At 53.1% G+C, this 17144-nt stretch carries 12 protein-coding genes; all 12 read right to left on the reverse strand.

Features of this window, described 5'->3' with window-relative positions; genetic code table 11:
* Nucleotides 1-2: 2 nt before the first annotated feature.
* The 12 genes from IE065_RS02665 to IE065_RS02720 all read right to left on the reverse strand — a co-directional run bounded on the left by IE065_RS02665 (nt 3) and on the right by IE065_RS02720 (nt 17110).
* Complete coding sequence (locus IE065_RS02665; protein ID WP_189511551.1) at nt 3-959, reverse strand: ABC transporter ATP-binding protein; 957 nt, start codon at nt 957-959, stop codon at nt 3-5.
* Nucleotides 959-2839 (reverse strand): hypothetical protein, encoded by a 1881-nt coding sequence (locus IE065_RS02670; protein WP_189511553.1) that lies wholly within the window; start codon nt 2837-2839, stop codon nt 959-961. The genes IE065_RS02665 and IE065_RS02670 overlap by 1 nt, the downstream gene beginning before the upstream one ends.
* On the reverse strand, nt 2840-3865 hold the full coding sequence (locus tag IE065_RS02675) for an AAA family ATPase (protein ID WP_189511555.1): 1026 nt from the start codon (nt 3863-3865) through the stop codon (nt 2840-2842).
* Nucleotides 3862-5166, reverse strand: a complete 1305-nt coding sequence (locus IE065_RS02680; RefSeq protein ID WP_189511557.1) for a hypothetical protein — start codon at nt 5164-5166, stop codon at nt 3862-3864. Before IE065_RS02680 ends, IE065_RS02675 begins: the two co-directional genes overlap by 4 nt.
* 184 nt (nt 5167-5350) lie before the next feature.
* Nucleotides 5351-6946, reverse strand: a complete 1596-nt coding sequence (locus IE065_RS02685; protein WP_189511559.1) for a phytoene desaturase family protein — start codon at nt 6944-6946, stop codon at nt 5351-5353.
* A 170-nt stretch (nt 6947-7116) separates the two neighbouring features.
* Nucleotides 7117-7923, reverse strand: coding sequence for a hypothetical protein (locus IE065_RS02690; protein ID WP_189511561.1), 807 nt, complete (start codon nt 7921-7923; stop codon nt 7117-7119).
* Nucleotides 7924-8133: 210 nt separating this feature from the next.
* A complete protein-coding gene (locus IE065_RS02695; RefSeq protein WP_189511563.1) occupies nt 8134-11244 on the reverse strand; it encodes a glycoside hydrolase family 2 TIM barrel-domain containing protein in 3111 nt (1036 codons plus the stop codon).
* A gap of 61 nt (nt 11245-11305) precedes the next feature.
* A complete protein-coding gene (locus tag IE065_RS02700) occupies nt 11306-12547 on the reverse strand; it encodes an MFS transporter (protein ID WP_189511565.1) in 1242 nt (413 codons plus the stop codon).
* Between the two features lie 147 nt (nt 12548-12694).
* The gene (locus IE065_RS02705; RefSeq protein WP_189511567.1) at nt 12695-13606 is read right to left on the reverse strand and encodes a LysR family transcriptional regulator; all 912 of its coding nucleotides are present in this window, start codon (nt 13604-13606) and stop codon (nt 12695-12697) included.
* Between the two features lie 233 nt (nt 13607-13839).
* Nucleotides 13840-14292, reverse strand: coding sequence for a hypothetical protein (locus IE065_RS02710; RefSeq protein WP_189511570.1), 453 nt, complete (start codon nt 14290-14292; stop codon nt 13840-13842).
* Nucleotides 14293-14484: 192 nt separating this feature from the next.
* Nucleotides 14485-16251, reverse strand: coding sequence for a sodium-dependent transporter (locus IE065_RS02715; RefSeq protein WP_189511571.1), 1767 nt, complete (start codon nt 16249-16251; stop codon nt 14485-14487).
* Nucleotides 16252-16312: 61 nt separating this feature from the next.
* Entirely contained in the window at nt 16313-17110 is a 798-nt protein-coding gene (locus tag IE065_RS02720; RefSeq protein ID WP_189511573.1) for an aminotransferase class IV, read from the reverse strand.
* Nucleotides 17111-17144 lie beyond the last annotated feature (34 nt).

The following is a 17144-nucleotide window of genomic DNA, read 5'->3' on the forward strand; positions in this document are numbered from 1 at the left end:
GGCTAATTGACGTTGGTGTCGCGGAGCATGTCGATAAAGGCGTCCTCCAGTCGCTTGGGTTCACGGTGGAAATCGTAGACTTCAATACCGTGTTTGATCATGGCACGGAGCAGTTCATTAAGGTAATGCTCGATGGGCTGACCGTCCTCCACTAGATAAGCGACCGAGGCCCCTTTAGGTAATTTTTCACGGAGCGTTAAATGCGGGTGCTGCTCAATCCATTGTAAGAGGTGCTCTGGTGCTCCATGGGTGAGAATGCGGACGACCATGCCCTCGATCGAGTTTTCCGTCAGGCTGTCTGCGTCGCCATGGTGGACGAGACGTCCAGCATCGATGAATAATAGTGAGTCACACATTTCTCCAAGTTCGGATAAAATATGAGAGCTGATGAAAAGTGTCTTGCCCATTTGCTTGAGTTGGCGGACAAGTCGTTTGAACTCCTGGCGCGCCTTGGGGTCAAGCCCGGCGGCGGGTTCATCGAGGATGAGTATTTCTGGGTCAGATAGCAGCGTGCGCCCCAGACAAAGGCGTTGCTTTTCTCCTTTGGAAAGTTTTTCGCAAGGGCGCTCCGCCAGGCGATTCAAGTCAGTGAAATCCATGACGTCATCAATGCGCGACTTACGCTTGGCTCCATGTAAATGATAGGCCCGTGCAAAGAAATCCAGATACTCCAGAACGTCCATATTTGGATAGGTTCCGAAGTGGTCAGGCATCCAACCGACGAGTTGGCGAACTTCACGTGGGTTGGCAAGCGTGTCCATGCCAGCCATTTCGATGCGTCCGTGGTCGGGATTGTCGAGCGTCACGAGCATGCGCATGGTGGTGGTCTTGCCGGCACCATTGGCCCCGATAAAACCGACGACGCGATTAGGCTCGACCGAAAAACTTAGATCCGCAACGGCCTGCACATTGCGGAATCGTCGCTGGATGTTTTCCACTTTGATCATCATGTCGGACATTAGATGCTCTCCTTTTTTACGAGGGGACCGGCAATGATGGTTTGGTGGTCCTTCCAGTTGATGCTGTCCAAGGTTTCCGGGTAGGCGTCGCGCATTGGTTCCGCCATTGCGTAGAACCAGCCGGTCCGCCCAGCGAAGCCGCGATAGTCCGAGAACATCCACGGTGCTCCGCCGATGTATTCACGTTGCCGCCACCATTGGTTAAACTCGGCAGCACTTGATTTCATTGCCTTGGCCGTTTGTCCAACACCCAAGCCTCCGGCTTTCCAGAATTGTCCTTGGTCATCGATGTAGAATATCTGTTGGCAACTGGCCTGTAAGTTTGACACTAGCTCGGGTGCGTCCGCTGAACCTTGGAGGATAATGGCCTCGCGAGAAGGCGTTACATTAATCAAGCGATTGTGTTGCAGGCGACGACTCGCGAAATAATCGCCGCTGAAGTGATCGCCTGTTTGTTGAAAATGCCCTGAGGCATCCATGGAGGATTCTGGTAGTTTCGCACCGAGGAGACGAATAGTTGCCGAATCTGGGATGTCGAAACCCCCGCTCATGAGGATGCCCGTTACTGATAACTCATCCTGTACGTAGGCCTTGGTTTTACGGACAGGGTCAATAATGACCAGCCGACTTACCGTGCCGTTACCACCAAAACCGTCACTGAAAATAATGCTAACTACGATTAATGCGCAAAAGATCAGAGAGATAGCTGGAATCGTAATGAATATACGCCAGCGGTTGCGACCTCGTGCCAATATGAAGAAGTTTACCGGGCCAACAATGACGCCAAAGGCGATCACGCTGATAATGATCAAGATAAAGTTTACCCCTTCGATGACGATCGAGTCTTCAAAAAACTCTTTATTACTTGTGGCCTTGTTGAGCAGTTGGCTCATCTTGTCGGTCGATGAAAACGCCTCGTTGATGTTATTGGTTCGTCGGTAAAATGCGCCTTCAGGCAAGAAGCGAAAATTGATAAATGAATCAAAACTAGAGTCGTAAATAGCAATGCGCTCAGTGGGTTTCGAGCCTGAGCGTTTTGGGGGAACGCTTACAGATCGCTCCATGTCGTACTCTAATGTGTGGATGTCTCCGTTGAATAAAATGACGTTGCCCAAGCCAACCGCGCGCGTGCGACTACCAGCGGGTATGTCACTAAGGGCGGTATCCATCGAACGCTCTCCGACGAGAACTCGGAGCTGGCCGCCCGCCATCACATAGTCCATGACCGCACGACGAGAACTAGGCGTGAGGCCTTCCCACTCCGTCTGGCTGAAATAAAGCGAATCAAACGCCATGTAAGCGCGCCAGTCTTCGGGCGCAATACTCGTGGTGATTGAAAGATACTGGATTTCTTCACCCAAGGAATCAATTTTCCGTTGGAGTTGGTGGCCGATCTCCAGGAAGAGTTCTTCTGACATGCCTCCAAAGTGAACCAGGCTGCCTCTGTGGCGGTTCCTCGCACTGCGTGAAAAATAGACGTATTCGTCGATCCCAGTTCCAGTGAAGGTCAAATGTAGTTCATTATTATACTGGTCATCTGCGAGTGGACAGAGGAGGCGAAAAGTGCGGGTTTCACCAGCGGGCACGTCGAGTGTTTCGGTGAGCCGTAGTGATGTGCTGCTTTGGTAGTATCCCGAGGTGCTCTGGCTATTCACCTCCCAGCGCCCATCACGGGGTGATTTATTGGTAATTCGAATTTGGATGGGATAAAAACCAGCGCGATCAAAGGGGATCTCTTCCCATGCGAGATGGGCGTCGATGTCGATGCCCGCAGCTGGTTTGGCAAAGATCGAATAACTAACGGTACCAGTAGCGGCATTTAAAACAGGCAATAGCGCCAACAGCGCCAAAAGGGAGAGCAGGAGAGGACGGCGCATCATTTATTGTATTTTCGCTGCCGCAAGGGTCTTGGGAAGTTCGGCCTCTTCAGGGTTGATCTCGGTGAGGAGTTTGGCGACAAAGCTTTCCGGGGTGACGCCTTCCATGCGATCTTGGTAGTTAACAATAATACGATGCCCAAGCACATATGGTGCGGCGGCACGAACATCGTCTACGCTCGCGTGCACTCGACCTTCCAGCAACGCACGGGCGCGGGCTGCTGAGGCCAAGCCAATTGCCGCGCGTGGACTCGCGCCGAATTTGATCACTTTGGCTGCGGTGTCAGGGTTGGGGTAAGTTCCGTGGACTAACCGCGCGATGTAGCTTTTAACGACATCCGGCAAGTAAACTTTGCTCGTCATTTGAGAAATGCGGAGTAGCTGCTCGCCGGTCATCGATTTACGGACGACAGGCTCTTGGCCGAGGATACGGGCGGAGATGATTTTCTCCAGCGTTTCACGCGTCGCGCTTAGGACCGTCAGTTTGAAGAGGAAGCGGTCGAGTTGAGCCTCAGGTAGCGGGTAGGTGCCTTCCAGTTCGATCGGATTCTGAGTGGCAAAGACAAAGAACGGGTAGGGCAGGTCATGGGTGATGCCCATCACTGTTACTCGACGCTCCTGCATAGCTTCGAGGAGTGCGGACTGCGTCTTCGGGCTGGCGCGGTTGATTTCGTCGGCTAGCATAAGGTTCGTAAATACGGGGCCTTCCTGAAAAACGAATGTGCGCTGGCCATCTTTTTCCTGGAGCATTGGGTTGCCTGTGATGTCCCCCGGGAGCAAGTCAGGTGTGAACTGCACGCGCTTGGTGTCCAAATCGAGCGTTCTGGAAAAGGTGCGGACGAGCTCGGTTTTGCCGAGTCCAGGCAAGCCCTCCAGTAAGAGGTGTCCGCCCGAAAGCAGGGCCAGTATAACGGTTTCGATCAAGGTCTCCTGTCCGAACAGGACTTCGTTGACGGCGGCACTAAGGCCCTTGAGAGCTTGTGCGGCTTCCGCTGCGGATTGTTCGGTCAGGGTTGTTGGTTCGATCATTGAAAATAGTTTTCGAGGAGTTTGCGTTCTTCCGGGCTAAGTTGATTTTTCCACACGACGTCTCCGCCTTGGCCCAAGGAATCTGAGCCTTGGCTTGTCTTAATTATAAAGGCTTCGCCTGCTTCATTTTCGTCCGGTGCGCGGTCTTGGATGGCTAGGGTCTGCCCGAGCGCGGCGTTGCGCATGTCTTCGTTAGACACGCCTTCCACCGAAGCCGGAGTGACACGTGACTCAAAGGGAGAGGCCGTTAAGGGGGCTGCGCCGGGGCCACGGTCAATGCCGCCATTACCGGGCATTTGACAGGCCATCAATATCATGTCTTCCAAGGCGTCGGGATTGAGCTTGGCCAGTTTGCAAAGCTTTTGGGCATTTTCATCAAGCGTGCCCTTGACTAACTTGTATTTCGAAAGGTCGATGTTTTGGCAGGACTGGGAATTGCCCATTTTCTTCAGTTGCTCCATCATTTCGGAACTAAGCGGCGTCGTGCCGAGTTGCATGCCCTCAAGCGCTTTTTGCAATGCGCCTTCGAGAGCCATGGCTTCCTGAGAAAAGGGTTCATCGCCAGCTTGACGCATGGCGTCCAGCAAGGCCGAAGTCTTCATCATGTCTTGGGCTAGTTTTTGTAGATCCTGCTGGGTTTGATCTCTGAGGCTGTCGCCTGCTTCGAGGCTGCTTTGTGTGAACCACGTTTCTGTGGGTTGTTGGCGCAGTTCGTCGAGTTTCTTTTCGAGTTCCTTGAGCGCGGTTTCCTCGACCACTTCGTCTTCCGTGAGTTCCTCTACCCAAGCTTCGAGCTCTTCCCAGGCCATGGGCTGCTTGGGGTTGTCGATGACGACATCAGCACGCACTGTCTCCACCGGAATTAGACAGCCAATGAGCAGTAGGGTCGCCGATACGGCAATGGGCGTCGTGATGTTGCCCCAACGAAATTGATACGGCACACTCAATTGCTCGGGCAAAGGCGGCCAGGCGATGGCACCTTCGCTGGCGGCCGAGAGTGCACTCTTGAGGCCGAGGTGTTGCTCCAACCTCAGCATGCCGTCCCGTTGGCTTAGGAAGCGTCGCCATGCAAGCCCCAGCGCGATGAGTGCTAGAACGACCAGCACCGCGGCGTAGATGGCCACGATTCGATCCTGTGGCCACTCTTGCTGTCGCGCATAGATGACAGCAACTGCGGATGCCAAGTTAAGGCCCAAAAAGAATGGGAGGAAGCGCTGTAGCCACCAAAAGCAATTCGCCGCCCACGCCGTCCGCCGGGCGTTGCGTTTCCAAATTCTTTCTGTATCGATAGCAGACGGCATTTCTAATGGTTCTCCTTTACAGATAACACCTTGAATAGAGTTGTTCCATACTAAGTTTTATCAATGGAAAAATCCAATATCCTACAAGGCTACTATCATCCTGTTGGAGCGTTTGTCCTGTGCATTGCGTAAATAGAGCTTCAAGCGAATCCCCATCATTTGCACAATGTGCAAATTCTCCTATTCAACGGGACGTTGATGCCCATTGCTTTTGCTCTTTGAGCATGAGCTTGGCCGTGTTATGACCGGAGGCACCCCAGACCCCCCCCCCCGGATGAGTGCTGGCACCCGTTAAATAAAGCCCTTTGATGGCAGGGATTTTGTAGCTCGATAACTCCGGCATTGGGCGAAAGCAGAACATTTGGTCGAACGACATTTCCAAGTGCATGACATTGGCGCGGTGCATACCGTGGAGGCGTTCGATTTCGAGCGGCGTCTGGATGTAGCGGTCAATGACTTTGGCCGATGTGCCCGGAGCATATTCATCGACGGCGGCTAAGAGTTTATCGGCCTCGCGGTCGGCAATGTCGTCCCAGTGTTCGCCATTACGTAGCTCGTAAGGATGATACTGGCCCCAGACAAACATCACGTGTTTGCCCTCGGGGGCGAGGGTGTCATCAAGGCTGGAAAAGGTCATCACGAGCGGAATCGGTTTCTCCGGCGGACGGCCTGCAAGGTAGTCTCCATAGGCAGCGTCGAGGGCTTCGCGGGAGGGACAAAGAAGCTGCAGCCCGCGATGCATTTCGCCCACGCCGTTGCTTTCCACTGGAAAGCCGGGATATTCAGGCAGGCCTTCCATTGCGCAGCGAACAATCATGCCGAAGCCGTTGCCGATACGTAGCGATTCCGAACGCTTTTTAATGTCAGCAGGGAGGTCCGGCGCGTCGGCGAGGAGCGTGTCCAGTGTGGTTTTAATATGGCAGGCGGCGACGACGGCTTTGGCCTCGTGGCGGTCGCCATTTTGCAGCTCAATACCGGTTGCTTGGCCAGCGCCATTGGTCATTATACGCTTCACAGGAGCATCTTCAAAAACCTCTCCGCCATCGGCGATAATGCGTTGCTTGAGTGCTTGGGTGAGTGCGCCACTACCGCCTTTTGCCCGCTTCATGCCAGATTGGTGATACATCGAATGCCAGCCAGCGAAATCACCCGAGGCGGCTTCGGAGGGGGGGGGGCCACTTTGCGCGGCGAGCCAGATGATTGCGGTCCGTAGTGCTTCATGTTCAAAGGTTTCCAGAACAAGCTGGCCGTAAGGGCCCATGAGCTTGCGGATCATGTTCATACGGTCGCTGCCTTTGAGTGATCGCCCGAACATCGTGCTGACAAGATTCCATGGCGTGGGTGCCTTAAGGAACGCCGCGAAGACCCCCTCATTGAGTTTTCCCCAGGCATTGACGAACTCACGGTAGGCCTCGGCGTCCTTGGGGCTAATGGCGGCGATGCTCTGGCAGGTCTTTTCAATGTCTCGGTAAAAGGCAATGCCTTTACCCGTCTCGCCGGGTAGCGGATAATAGGCCCAGGGGTCCATTTCGATGTATTCCAAGCCGTGTTTTTCCAACTCCAATTCGCGGAGAACTGGCGTTTGGTGAATCATCACATGAGCTGAGCTGCCGACATCGATTCGATAGCCAGTGAAGATGTCTGTCTGCGTGCACACGGCACCGCCAACAATGCCCCGTCGCTCAAAAACTGCTACTTTGCGCCCGGCCTGCGCCAGATAGGCAGCACAGATCATCCCATTGTGCCCGGAACCGACGATGATGGCGTCAAACGAAGACATGTCGTTAAGGTGGCGTCGGATACGGCAATGGCAAGCTTGCACCGTGGCCTATTTAGTAGGCGCTGCTTATGGGGATAATGGAGTTACGCTTGCTGCAAGTCGGGGCATAAAAAAACGCCCTCCTTGTGGGTAAGGAAGACGTTTGGGAAATAGGCTTCTACCGGCTATTACTAGGCTGTTCGTTTCCGACGCATGTAGACGACGCCTGCGGTGAAGAGGGCAAAGCCAAGCGCATAGTAGCCGGGTTCGGGAATAGCGACAATTTGGAAGCCAGATAGCCCCGCTCTACGACCAACATTGCTTGATGCGATACGAAAAGTAGACAAATCGACATTTTCAAAGACGACGTAGTTTGAATCGGTTCCGGCAACAGTCGAAGTCGAGCGTGTGTATGTGCCGCTCCACTGATGGTCGCTATCTGTCATGATGTAAGTCGGGCTGACATCCGTCCAAGTGCCATCAACATCTTCCTGGAGCCTGACGTTCATGTTATAGGGAGTCGAGGCGCTGCTTCCGGATCCACCAAAATAGACGTAGACATCATACAGTTCAAAAGGAGCATTCTCGACTAGAAACGTGCGAGAGCCAGTGCCACTTGAGCCTTTAGCAAATTTCATCATTATGGCGTCGGGCATGGTGACACTTCCATCCACGGGCGTATTGTTAGGATAATTAAATGCTGACCCGCCAACTTGGGCATTCATTCCTACGATGGTGTTACCATCACTGTCTACCAAGTCTGTGAATAGGGGAGATGAAGAGCCTGATTCCCAGTAAAGATTATTCCAGTTGGCTGTTGGAACTACGCCAACTGAGTCAGTAGGAGCCAAGTCGAAATCTCTGCTAGAGAAGCTTGCGACGTTAAAACCAACAGCCGTTTGGCCGATAGCATTGATACTAGAAAGTCCATACATAAGGATGCCGGCTAGGGCAGCCTTGTTGAGGAGCAAGAGGAATTTGCGCGAAGGTAATGTCATAATTTCTTAGGGGTTGGAGAGACACCATGGGAATCCACATGTCTATGGATTCATAGGATTATCAATATGATCGGACTATGATGGGTTTACCTTAGAATTAGCTCAAAGGTCTATTTGGTTAATCTATTAAACTGGCATTGAACATGCCATTAGCCCAAGGCGGAGAAAGCTCTGCCTTGGGCCTACAATAATGACATCTACCGAGGGTACCTACGTATGGGAGGGAGTTACGCGATAGTTGAATTCGTAACGCTTCGGCGGAACGGTGTATTGGTCAAACGTCTGCGGTCCGCAGCTTCCGGTGCCCAAGCCGCGTTGGATGTGGTCGATGTGGATGATCGTTTCCGGGCGCTGCTTGTCCTCCAGCTCATTGGTATGGTAGCTGGTGAAGAGATCCTCGTCGGTGACGTGACGGACGGAGAATTCGAAGGTCGGTTCACCGGAGAATTTCAAGGCTACCGAGCCGTTATCGAGCGTGAACCAGCGGACGTCTGACTTACTCCCGTTTTCCTGAGGGAGCGAATATTTAACGTATTGTTCATCGACTGTGCCTTGATAAAGGCCAACGGGCGTGCCGGCGTCGCGGTCGATGTGATTCTCCCATGGGCCCTTGCCGTACCAGGCTAAGTTCTCGAAACCGGCAGGTGTCTGCATGACTACGCCCACGCGGGGCAGGGTGGGGAGCTCCGCATGATAGTCGGCAACGTTATTGATGGCCAGTTCTCCGGTCGACAAGACTTCCACGGTTTGTTCATAGACGATTTCTTTGGCTTCGTCCGTGCAAACAAGCACCGTGCGTTGAATGATCTTGTTGCCGTCGATGGATAGCGTGCGCGATTTAACCGTGGGCGCGTTAAGCCCGGCGCTGAGCCACTGCATCATTGGCTTGTGATCTTGACCAGTCCAGCGTCGGATGCCGTCGTTGTCGGTCGTGGCGCGCCAGATGCAGAGCTGGGCAAAACCATCGAGTAGGCACTGTCCGGCAAAGTTAACCGCCGTGATGTCCGCTGTCTCAGTATTGGTAATGAGCTGAAGGTCGCCGCAGGTAATCGTGGTCACGGCTCCCTCGCTGGACACTGTGACGGGCATCTCGGCAGGCTTGAGTGCTGGTGGTGTGATGCGGTTCGCTGGCATCGCAAATTGTTCCCAGGCAATTTCATGCCCGGCCTCACACCACTTGGTTGATTCACGCATGGCGAAGCGAATCATGAGGAAGCTTTCCTGATCCTCACGGCGCTCAATCGTTGGCAGGTCGAGCGTGACCACTTGTGAGGCTTCAGGCATTGTCAGGAGGTCTGGCAGTTCGCCAGAGGCCACAATTTGGCCTTCGGTTTCGATTGTCCACGTGCCCACATAGAGACCGAGTGTGGTGAAATAATTCTTGTTGGTTACACGAATCTTACCCTTGGTCAGGTCGATTGCGATGATGCCAATGGGTTGAGCGAGTTTCTTGAACTCCCAGACGCTCGGGCGAATGGTGCGGTCGGGCGCAACCATACCATCGGTGCAGAAGTTGGAGTCGTGGATTGTCTCGCCAAAGTCGCCACCGTAGCCGGGATAAGCACGGCCTTTTTCGTCGATTTTTTGGATGCCGTGGTCGACCCATTCCCAGATGAAGCCGCCTTGGAGGCCCGGGTAGTTTTCGAAGAGTTCCCAATAGTCCTTGAGACCACCGCAGCTGTTGCCCATCGCATGTGAGTATTCGCAATAGACGACGGGACGGTGGTCAGTGGTGGTGATGGCCCATTGCTTGATTTCGTCCACGGACGTGTACATCGGGCAGATAAGATCGTTGTGAGCTGATTGGGTTTCAGCCCAGTCCTTTAGGCCTTGATTCCACTTCGCGTGTAGTTCGCCTTCATAATGGAAAATACGGCTTTCATCCAGACCGCGCATTGCGTCGCCCATGGCGTCGTGATTTGCTCCGTGGCCGGATTCGTTTCCAAGGGACCAACTGAAGATACAGGCATGGTTACGGTCGCGTAGAATCATGCGGGTTCCGCGCTCAATGAACTGATTCTTCCAGCGGGGATCGCGACTAAGCGTTGCGTAGTTGGCGTGTGACTCCAGATTGGTCTCGTCCATAATGTAGAGACCATATTCGTCGCAAAGATCATACCAGAGCTCGGCATTGGGATAGTGGGCAGTGCGGACGGCGTTGAAGTTAAACTGCTTCAAGATCAGAATGTCTTGCAGCATGTTTTCGCGGGTCAATGCGCGGCCAGTAATCTCATGGAATTCATGGCGATTGACGCCACGAATCATCACCGCCTTGCCGTTGATGAGTAGCTCGCGACCCTCGACAACAACGTTCTTAAAGCCGATACGGCAGCTCTTGGCTTCGAGCAAAGTTGCGTCGTCGTCGTACAGACTGACTGACAATGTGTAGAGGCGAGGTAGCTCGGCGGACCACGCGGCGCACTCGGGGATGATTGCGATCAGGCTGGCTTTATAGCTATCCATCCGGTAGCGGCAGTCGATTTCTTCACTATCGGCGTAGACGAGTTCGCCCGAAGGGTCACGTAGCTCGGCGGCGACGGTCCAACCTTTTATCGGGCCTGCTGGTAGGTGCGCACCGATGTCCAAGCCTAGCTTGATTTGCAGATCAAGTACACCTTCTTTGGTCAGCAAGTCGTAATCGGTCTCGGCAAAAATGTCATGCAGCCAGACAGAGTTGGTCGAGTAGAGGAAGACATTGCGGTAAATTCCGGCATGCCAGAACTGGTCTTGGTCTTCAACATAATTGGCGTCACACCATTTGAGCACCTTGACTGCCAGGGAGTTTTCGCCCGCTTTGATTACGGAGGATATATCGAACTCAGATGGCAGACGATTGTCTTTGGACATGCCCACGAAGACGTCGTTTACATAAACCTCAAAATAGCTTTCCACGCCGCCGAAATGGAGCACTGTTCGGCGTTCGGCCCATTCTTCCGAGATCTCGAAAGTGCGGCGATAAACGCCCGTCGGGTTTTCCTCAGGAACGAGCGGTGGGGTATTGTCATAGGGCATCTTCACGTTGGTGTAGATGGGTTGATCCCAGAGCCCTTGTAGCGTCCACTCGGCTGGCACGGCAATGTCTCCCCAAGCTGTATCATCGAAGCCAGTGGTCAGCATGTTTTCCGAGACTTCGGCAGGCTTTTTAAAAAGCTCAAATTTCCATTGCCCGTTGAGGCATGCAAACCAAGGTGAGTCCTCTCCGCTCATGGCACCTTCTGCCGTAGGAAAAGGAATTTGGCCGGAATGCATATCCAGGCGATTCAGATGCGTAAGTTCGGGTATTTCCCAAAGGTTTTTCGAGGTGCGGATCGGGTATTCCATGATAAATTAGGAGAAGCGTAAAAGATCACTACGTGCATGAAGATGCGGCAAGGCAAAATTATTAGACGGCTGGCATATCCCGGCGAGGTTCATGCACCCGGGCTATAAAATATAGCGAGACCAGCATGCCAACAAAGGCGATCAGGGCCTGCAATTGCATCGAATCGTACTTAGTCCAGAAAAAGGCCCCGATGAGCGAAAAGATAATCATGCTGGGGCCATTAAGCAGGCCAGCGAGTGCGCCATAGGTCGGACGTCGGTGGTCGGGGGCGATTTCCAGCATCAGGGTTACATTGCCGATCATGTTCACATTTCTTGTCATGCTTGCGACAAGGAAGTAGGCCATAAAGGCCATATAACTTTCTGCGAATGCTGCGATGACGAATGAGCAGAGGAATAGCAGCCTCGAAATAACCAATAGTGCTTTGCCGCCCACGCGGTCACCTAATACCCCAGCAAAGGCATTGCCAACAAACTGCCCGACCGTTGCGGCGACGAGGGCGTCTCCCACGAAGCCCTCCGATACATCCAGCACGTCAATAGCGTGAATCGCCACGTAGGGAATGACAAAGACGCTCATCGGTCCCATGAGCCGCATAATAGCAAAATTACGGAAATTGCGGTCTTGGCGGAGAATTTCAAACAGCTCGACGCAATACTGGCTCAGCGTTAGTTTCTTCTTCGCTTTGGGAGGTTCGACGACGTTTTCCTCGACCTGCGTGAAGAACAGGTAAGACAAAGCCAGGAAGGCGAATGCGATCAGGTGGAGCAGCCCGAAGCCTAGCATGCCGTCATATTTATCCAGCAGCCATTTGATGACAAAACCGGCCAAGATTGCGATCCCGGCACCAATCAAGTTGCGAGTCGCAGTCAGCGATGAACGGCGGTTAGCTGGCACCGTTCGCGCGACGAGCTGAGTCCAAGCCCCGTGGCCGATCCCGCCCATAAAACCGGAGAGCATGGGGGCTAGGGCAAGCGCCAGTAGAGCGTAGTCCGGATGCTCTTTGCCCAGGAAAATAATGACCAGACCCGCGATCAGAAATACCAGCCGCTGAGGCACGCCAGTGATCATGGCGATGCGCTTCATGTGTTTGCTACGCTCCACAAAAGACGCCGAGATAATGGGGGCCATGATCAGTCCAATAAACATGGAACTGGGCAGAAGCGAAATTACCCAATTAGGCGCATTGAGCTGTTTGGCCATCACGGTCAGCACTGTATCGGCTGCGATAAAGGACATGCCGCCCATGAACAGGCCGCCTTCCAAGGAATGCGCCAGATAGTTTTTCCGGTCGCGATCCATTAACCCGCAGCCTCGCGAATATTCCCGACTGGGCGGCGTGGCGAGTCCTGCAAAATCCCAATTTTCACAGTATCACGCTGATCCTGCATTCCAAACAGCGCAACTTGAAATCAGCGAAAATTGAACCCTCTTTAGCTTTTAACGGCCTCAGGTCGTAAGAGCGGGGAATGTTTTTTCCTGCCAAATCGCCGTAATTGTCTGAATGGCGGCTTGGATTAATGCCTCATCACGTCGGTTTTTGCGAAAGCCCAGCGAGAGGGGCATGATGCCACTGAGTTGCGGAATGACCTCCACCTGATCGCGGTAGATCGAATGGTTCATGACCTCCTCAATGATGACGCTCAGGCCAAGCTCACGCGCCACGAAATTCATGGTGGAATGCTCCTCATTCGCCCCGCGAATGCGTTCGTCGATGTTTAGCTGATGCGCAGTGCGCCAGTCTTGGGTGAACTTGTAAAGCGAGCAGCCTTCGCTGGCGAATATCCAAGGATATTCTTGTAGTCGGGCGGGAGCTGCGTTGCGTAGTGCGGGTGCCCAAGCCTTGGGGGCAATCAAGAGCACGCGGCGCTCTTCTAGCGAGATCGATTGGATGTCGGGATTGGTTTGTTGGCCCTCGAAGAAGGCAATGTCGAATTCGTCCTGACGCAGGCCATTGAGCATGAACTGGCTTGGACCAAAGGTACAGTTAAAGCGTAGTGTGGAAAATTGCGCACTCAGCCGGCTGATGATTTCGTCGGTGTAAAGGGTTTCTGGCGGATTATTGACGCCAATGCGCAGCGTGCCGGAGACATCGTCGCCCAGCATATTGGCCTTGCGTCGCAATGTAGCGACTTGCTTCAGGATGCTCTCGGCATCTTCCCACAATGAGCGTCCAGGCTCGGTCAGGGCCATTCCACGTGAACTGCGCGTAAACAAACGCACGCCCAACTCGTCTTCAAGGGCTTTGATGTGGGCGCTGACGGCGGGTGGGCTCAGGTAAAGGCGCACCGCTGCTCGGGACACATTCTCTTCTTCGGCTACCGCACAGAACGTGCGCAATTGATGGAAATCCAGGCTCATCGTGAAATGATTCTCCCATTAATAAACAGTTTCCGTCCAGTCGGCAACTGCGAGTTGTTGAATATAGTTATCTTCGGTAAAAACCCGAGCAGGCGGGCAATGCGTTTTCTCATTTGCCCAGTATACCTGACTGAGCATGCGAAGGCCATGAGTGATGGCTGAGGGCGCGTTCAGAATTTCTGAACGCCGACTCGATGTATGCCATTGACGCTGAGCATGACTTACGTTGTCGCCTAATTATTCGGCAGGACAATGGATTGGCCGGGCTTCATCGTCAGTGGATAGCCATCCTCTTCGTAGTTCCACAGGGAGAGTTTGCCATCGTCGAACTCCAGTGAGAGATAGCCGGATTTATTGCTCCAAGAGGGTGACCATGCCCCGCTGCTCGGGGTTACGAATTGCTCCACGGTTCCATCATGGAAAGGGGTTTCGGCTGGAACTGGCCGGGCATTGTATTCCCAGATCTCAATATCTGCGATCCAGCTCTGCACTTGGGGTGGCCCTAAGGCGATGTAGACTGCTTGCCGCGAATCGCCTTGCTGAATACCGCCGGTCAACAAGCGTTGCTGTGTCTCAGTTGAGAGTAAGCCGTAAGCCTCCGAATACTGCCGTGCCCGATGCTCCTGCGTGGAGCCGCAGCCAGAAAGAACGAGGGCTATCCATGTGCAAAAGATTAAAGTTCGCATATGCTCAGATGCTTCAACGTGATCCTTACCGCTGTTTAAAGGGCGGTTTTGTGTCGGGCGTTTTCTCATCAGCACTGAAGCTATGCATATGCTCAGTTTCACCGGGAGTGGAGAGCACTTTCCACATGCACCAGCTAAAGAGCAAGCACACGGTGCCCACGGAAATAAACATAATTAACCAGCCACCTGAAGTCATGAGTCTTCCTTCCAGTTTGTGTGCACGTCGCGGTAGCGCTGCACGCTCGATACAATGATGCCGAAGAAAATAAACAATGCGATCACGAGTAGAACGCTGAGGCGAGCGGCAGTGTTTGGAGTGTCTCCAAATAAGTCAGTGACGTATCCGCTGAGTTCTGCTTCGGCATGACCGGGCTTAATCCCAAAGAACTTCTCCAGTACCCAAAAGACGAAGACAGTGATGAGGAATATCGGGCAGACAAATTTCATGACGGGTTTAAAGAATTTTGGAATGCGTATTGCCGCTCCCTGATGCGCCTCCTTGAAACCTTTTTCAATGCCTAATACCCAGCCAAAAATGATAATCTCAATTGTTGCCAGCACGAAAAGCAGGAAGGTGCCGACCCAGAAATCCAGCGTGTCGAGAGCCTTGATGTCTTTACTGAAATAAACCACAAATCCACAGCCAATCACGGTTACCAAACCGAGTATGGCGACTGATCGCTTACGATCAATGTTCATGGTTTCTTCAAGAAATGCGATGCCGGGTTGCAGCATGGATATGGAACTCGTCATTGCGGCCAGGAAGAGCAAGAAGAACCATAGAAAGCCGAACAGTGTGCTGCCGGGCATTTCAGAAAATACCATGGGCAAGACATTGAAGCCCAGTGCGAAGCCGCCGAGAGACCCGGACAAACCAGCGACCCCAATAAAGGCCACTGCTGACGGAATCGTGATTAGCCCGCCCAAAGCTACTTCGCAAAACTCATTGGCGCTGGTCGCTGCCAAGCCGCTGAGCACGATGTCATCCTTTTTGCGTAGATAGCTGGAATAGGTAATGATGACGCCGAAGCCGACCGAGAGTGAAAAGAAAATTTGCCCCGCTGCCGCTAGCCAGAGCTGTGGATTGGTCAATTGTTCAACGACACCAACTTTCTCAATATGGTATGTGACACCATCGATTTCCTGATTGGCCTTGGCCATAAACTCAGCAATCAGATTCTTGTCGACTATTTCACGTTTTGAAATATCACCGGTCACAACGTCTGTCTCTACGACGTAGTTCTTGGTCGGGTTCCAAAGAAATCCTAGACCATTATTAACGTTCTCATTCGGTTCCGAAGGAACTGGCGCACCCAGAGTGAGTACGCGAATGAGTACCACGACGGCGAGCACGACTAAAGTCGGCACGGCGTATTTGCAGAAGAATTCAATGCCGCCCGATATTCCACGGAAAATTAGGAGGAAATTGACGATAAATGCAATGAGCAGATAGATGCCAACATGCTGTAAACTAAAGGACCCGATTGCGGCACCATCGGCATTTTTGCCAACAAAATTATCGAAGAACGCGCCGGATTGTTTGACCGTTTCGAAATCCATGTTGCCCAGCAGGAAATTCACCGAATAGCCTAGGCACCATGCTTCAATATACACGTAATACATGTAAATGACCACAGGCACGATGACGCCGATGATGCCCAGGTATTTTGCCGCAGGATGACGCCAGATGGCGTTGAAAATACCGGGGCTGGAGTTGAAACCCTTTAAGCCACCGTGCCGCCCCATTGTCCATTCCGCCCAGCAAATCGGCAGTCCGATCAGCAGGAACGAGAAGAAGTAGGCGATCATGAATGCACCGCCGCCATATTCAGCAACGAGTCCAGGAAAGCGTAGAAAATTACCGAGCCCGACTGCGCTGCCCGCAACGGCCAGAATCACTCCGAGCCGCGAATTCCAATGTTCTTTAGTAGTAGATGACACCTTGGGGGCGCATTTCATGCATACGTCGTGCCAAGGGCCAGCTTAAAAGCGTTGCTTAGATTTAACATAAGATTAGCGATTAACAATCGGGGTATGCCTCCTGAAAACGCGCCATGACGCAAGTCGTGCGTTCAGCCGATTTGGTGAAGCGACGGCCATCGAGCTCGCTTACGGGCATGATTTCGAATGAAGAATTGGTCAGAAATACTTCCTTGGCGCGCGCCAGCTCGTCTCGATGCGGTGCACGCTCAACGACCTTTGGGAATAGCTTAATTATCCGTGCGCGAATTATGCCGGGTAGGGCACCGCAGCCCAACGGCGGGGTGCACATGTGGTTCTCTTCATCGACCCAGAAGACGTTGCTGATCGCGCCTTCGACGATTTCTTGCTGCGCATTGATGAGCAGGCATTCGTCCCACCCGTCCGCTCGGGCTTGCTGGTGCGCGGCGCGGAAAAGGGCGTAGTTATTATGTTTAATGCCCGAGTAGGAGCTCGGTCCAGGATGTGGCCATTGGCTGATCGTCACACGGAAGCTTGCGGGCTGCGGATGGCGGCGTGGCGGCGAAACTATAATGGCGAAATCTGCTCCTGTTTGCGTCTGGTGACAGGAAAACCGTGCTACGCCATTGGCGATTTGGTTCCGCTGTGCGAGGCCGATGATTTGTTCGCAGACGATCTCTGTGTGGGTGTCAATGGTGATGCCCAGCGTCTGTATTGCCTGAGTAAAGCGCTGCCAATGCTCGGCGAAAAATCGCGGCTTACCTTGATGCAGGCGGAGGGTTTCAAAGCAGCCTTCGCCATAGAGGACTCCCGGCTCGGTAATGCCAATGGTTGCCTCTTCGGCTGGCATAAACTCTCCATTGAAAACGACTTGCATGATTTTTAGGTTTTAGTGAATGCCTTGCTCGAAA

Origin of the sequence: Cerasicoccus arenae, assembly GCF_014651635.1 — a bacterium.
GTDB classification, from domain to species: domain Bacteria; phylum Verrucomicrobiota; class Verrucomicrobiia; order Opitutales; family Cerasicoccaceae; genus Cerasicoccus; species Cerasicoccus arenae.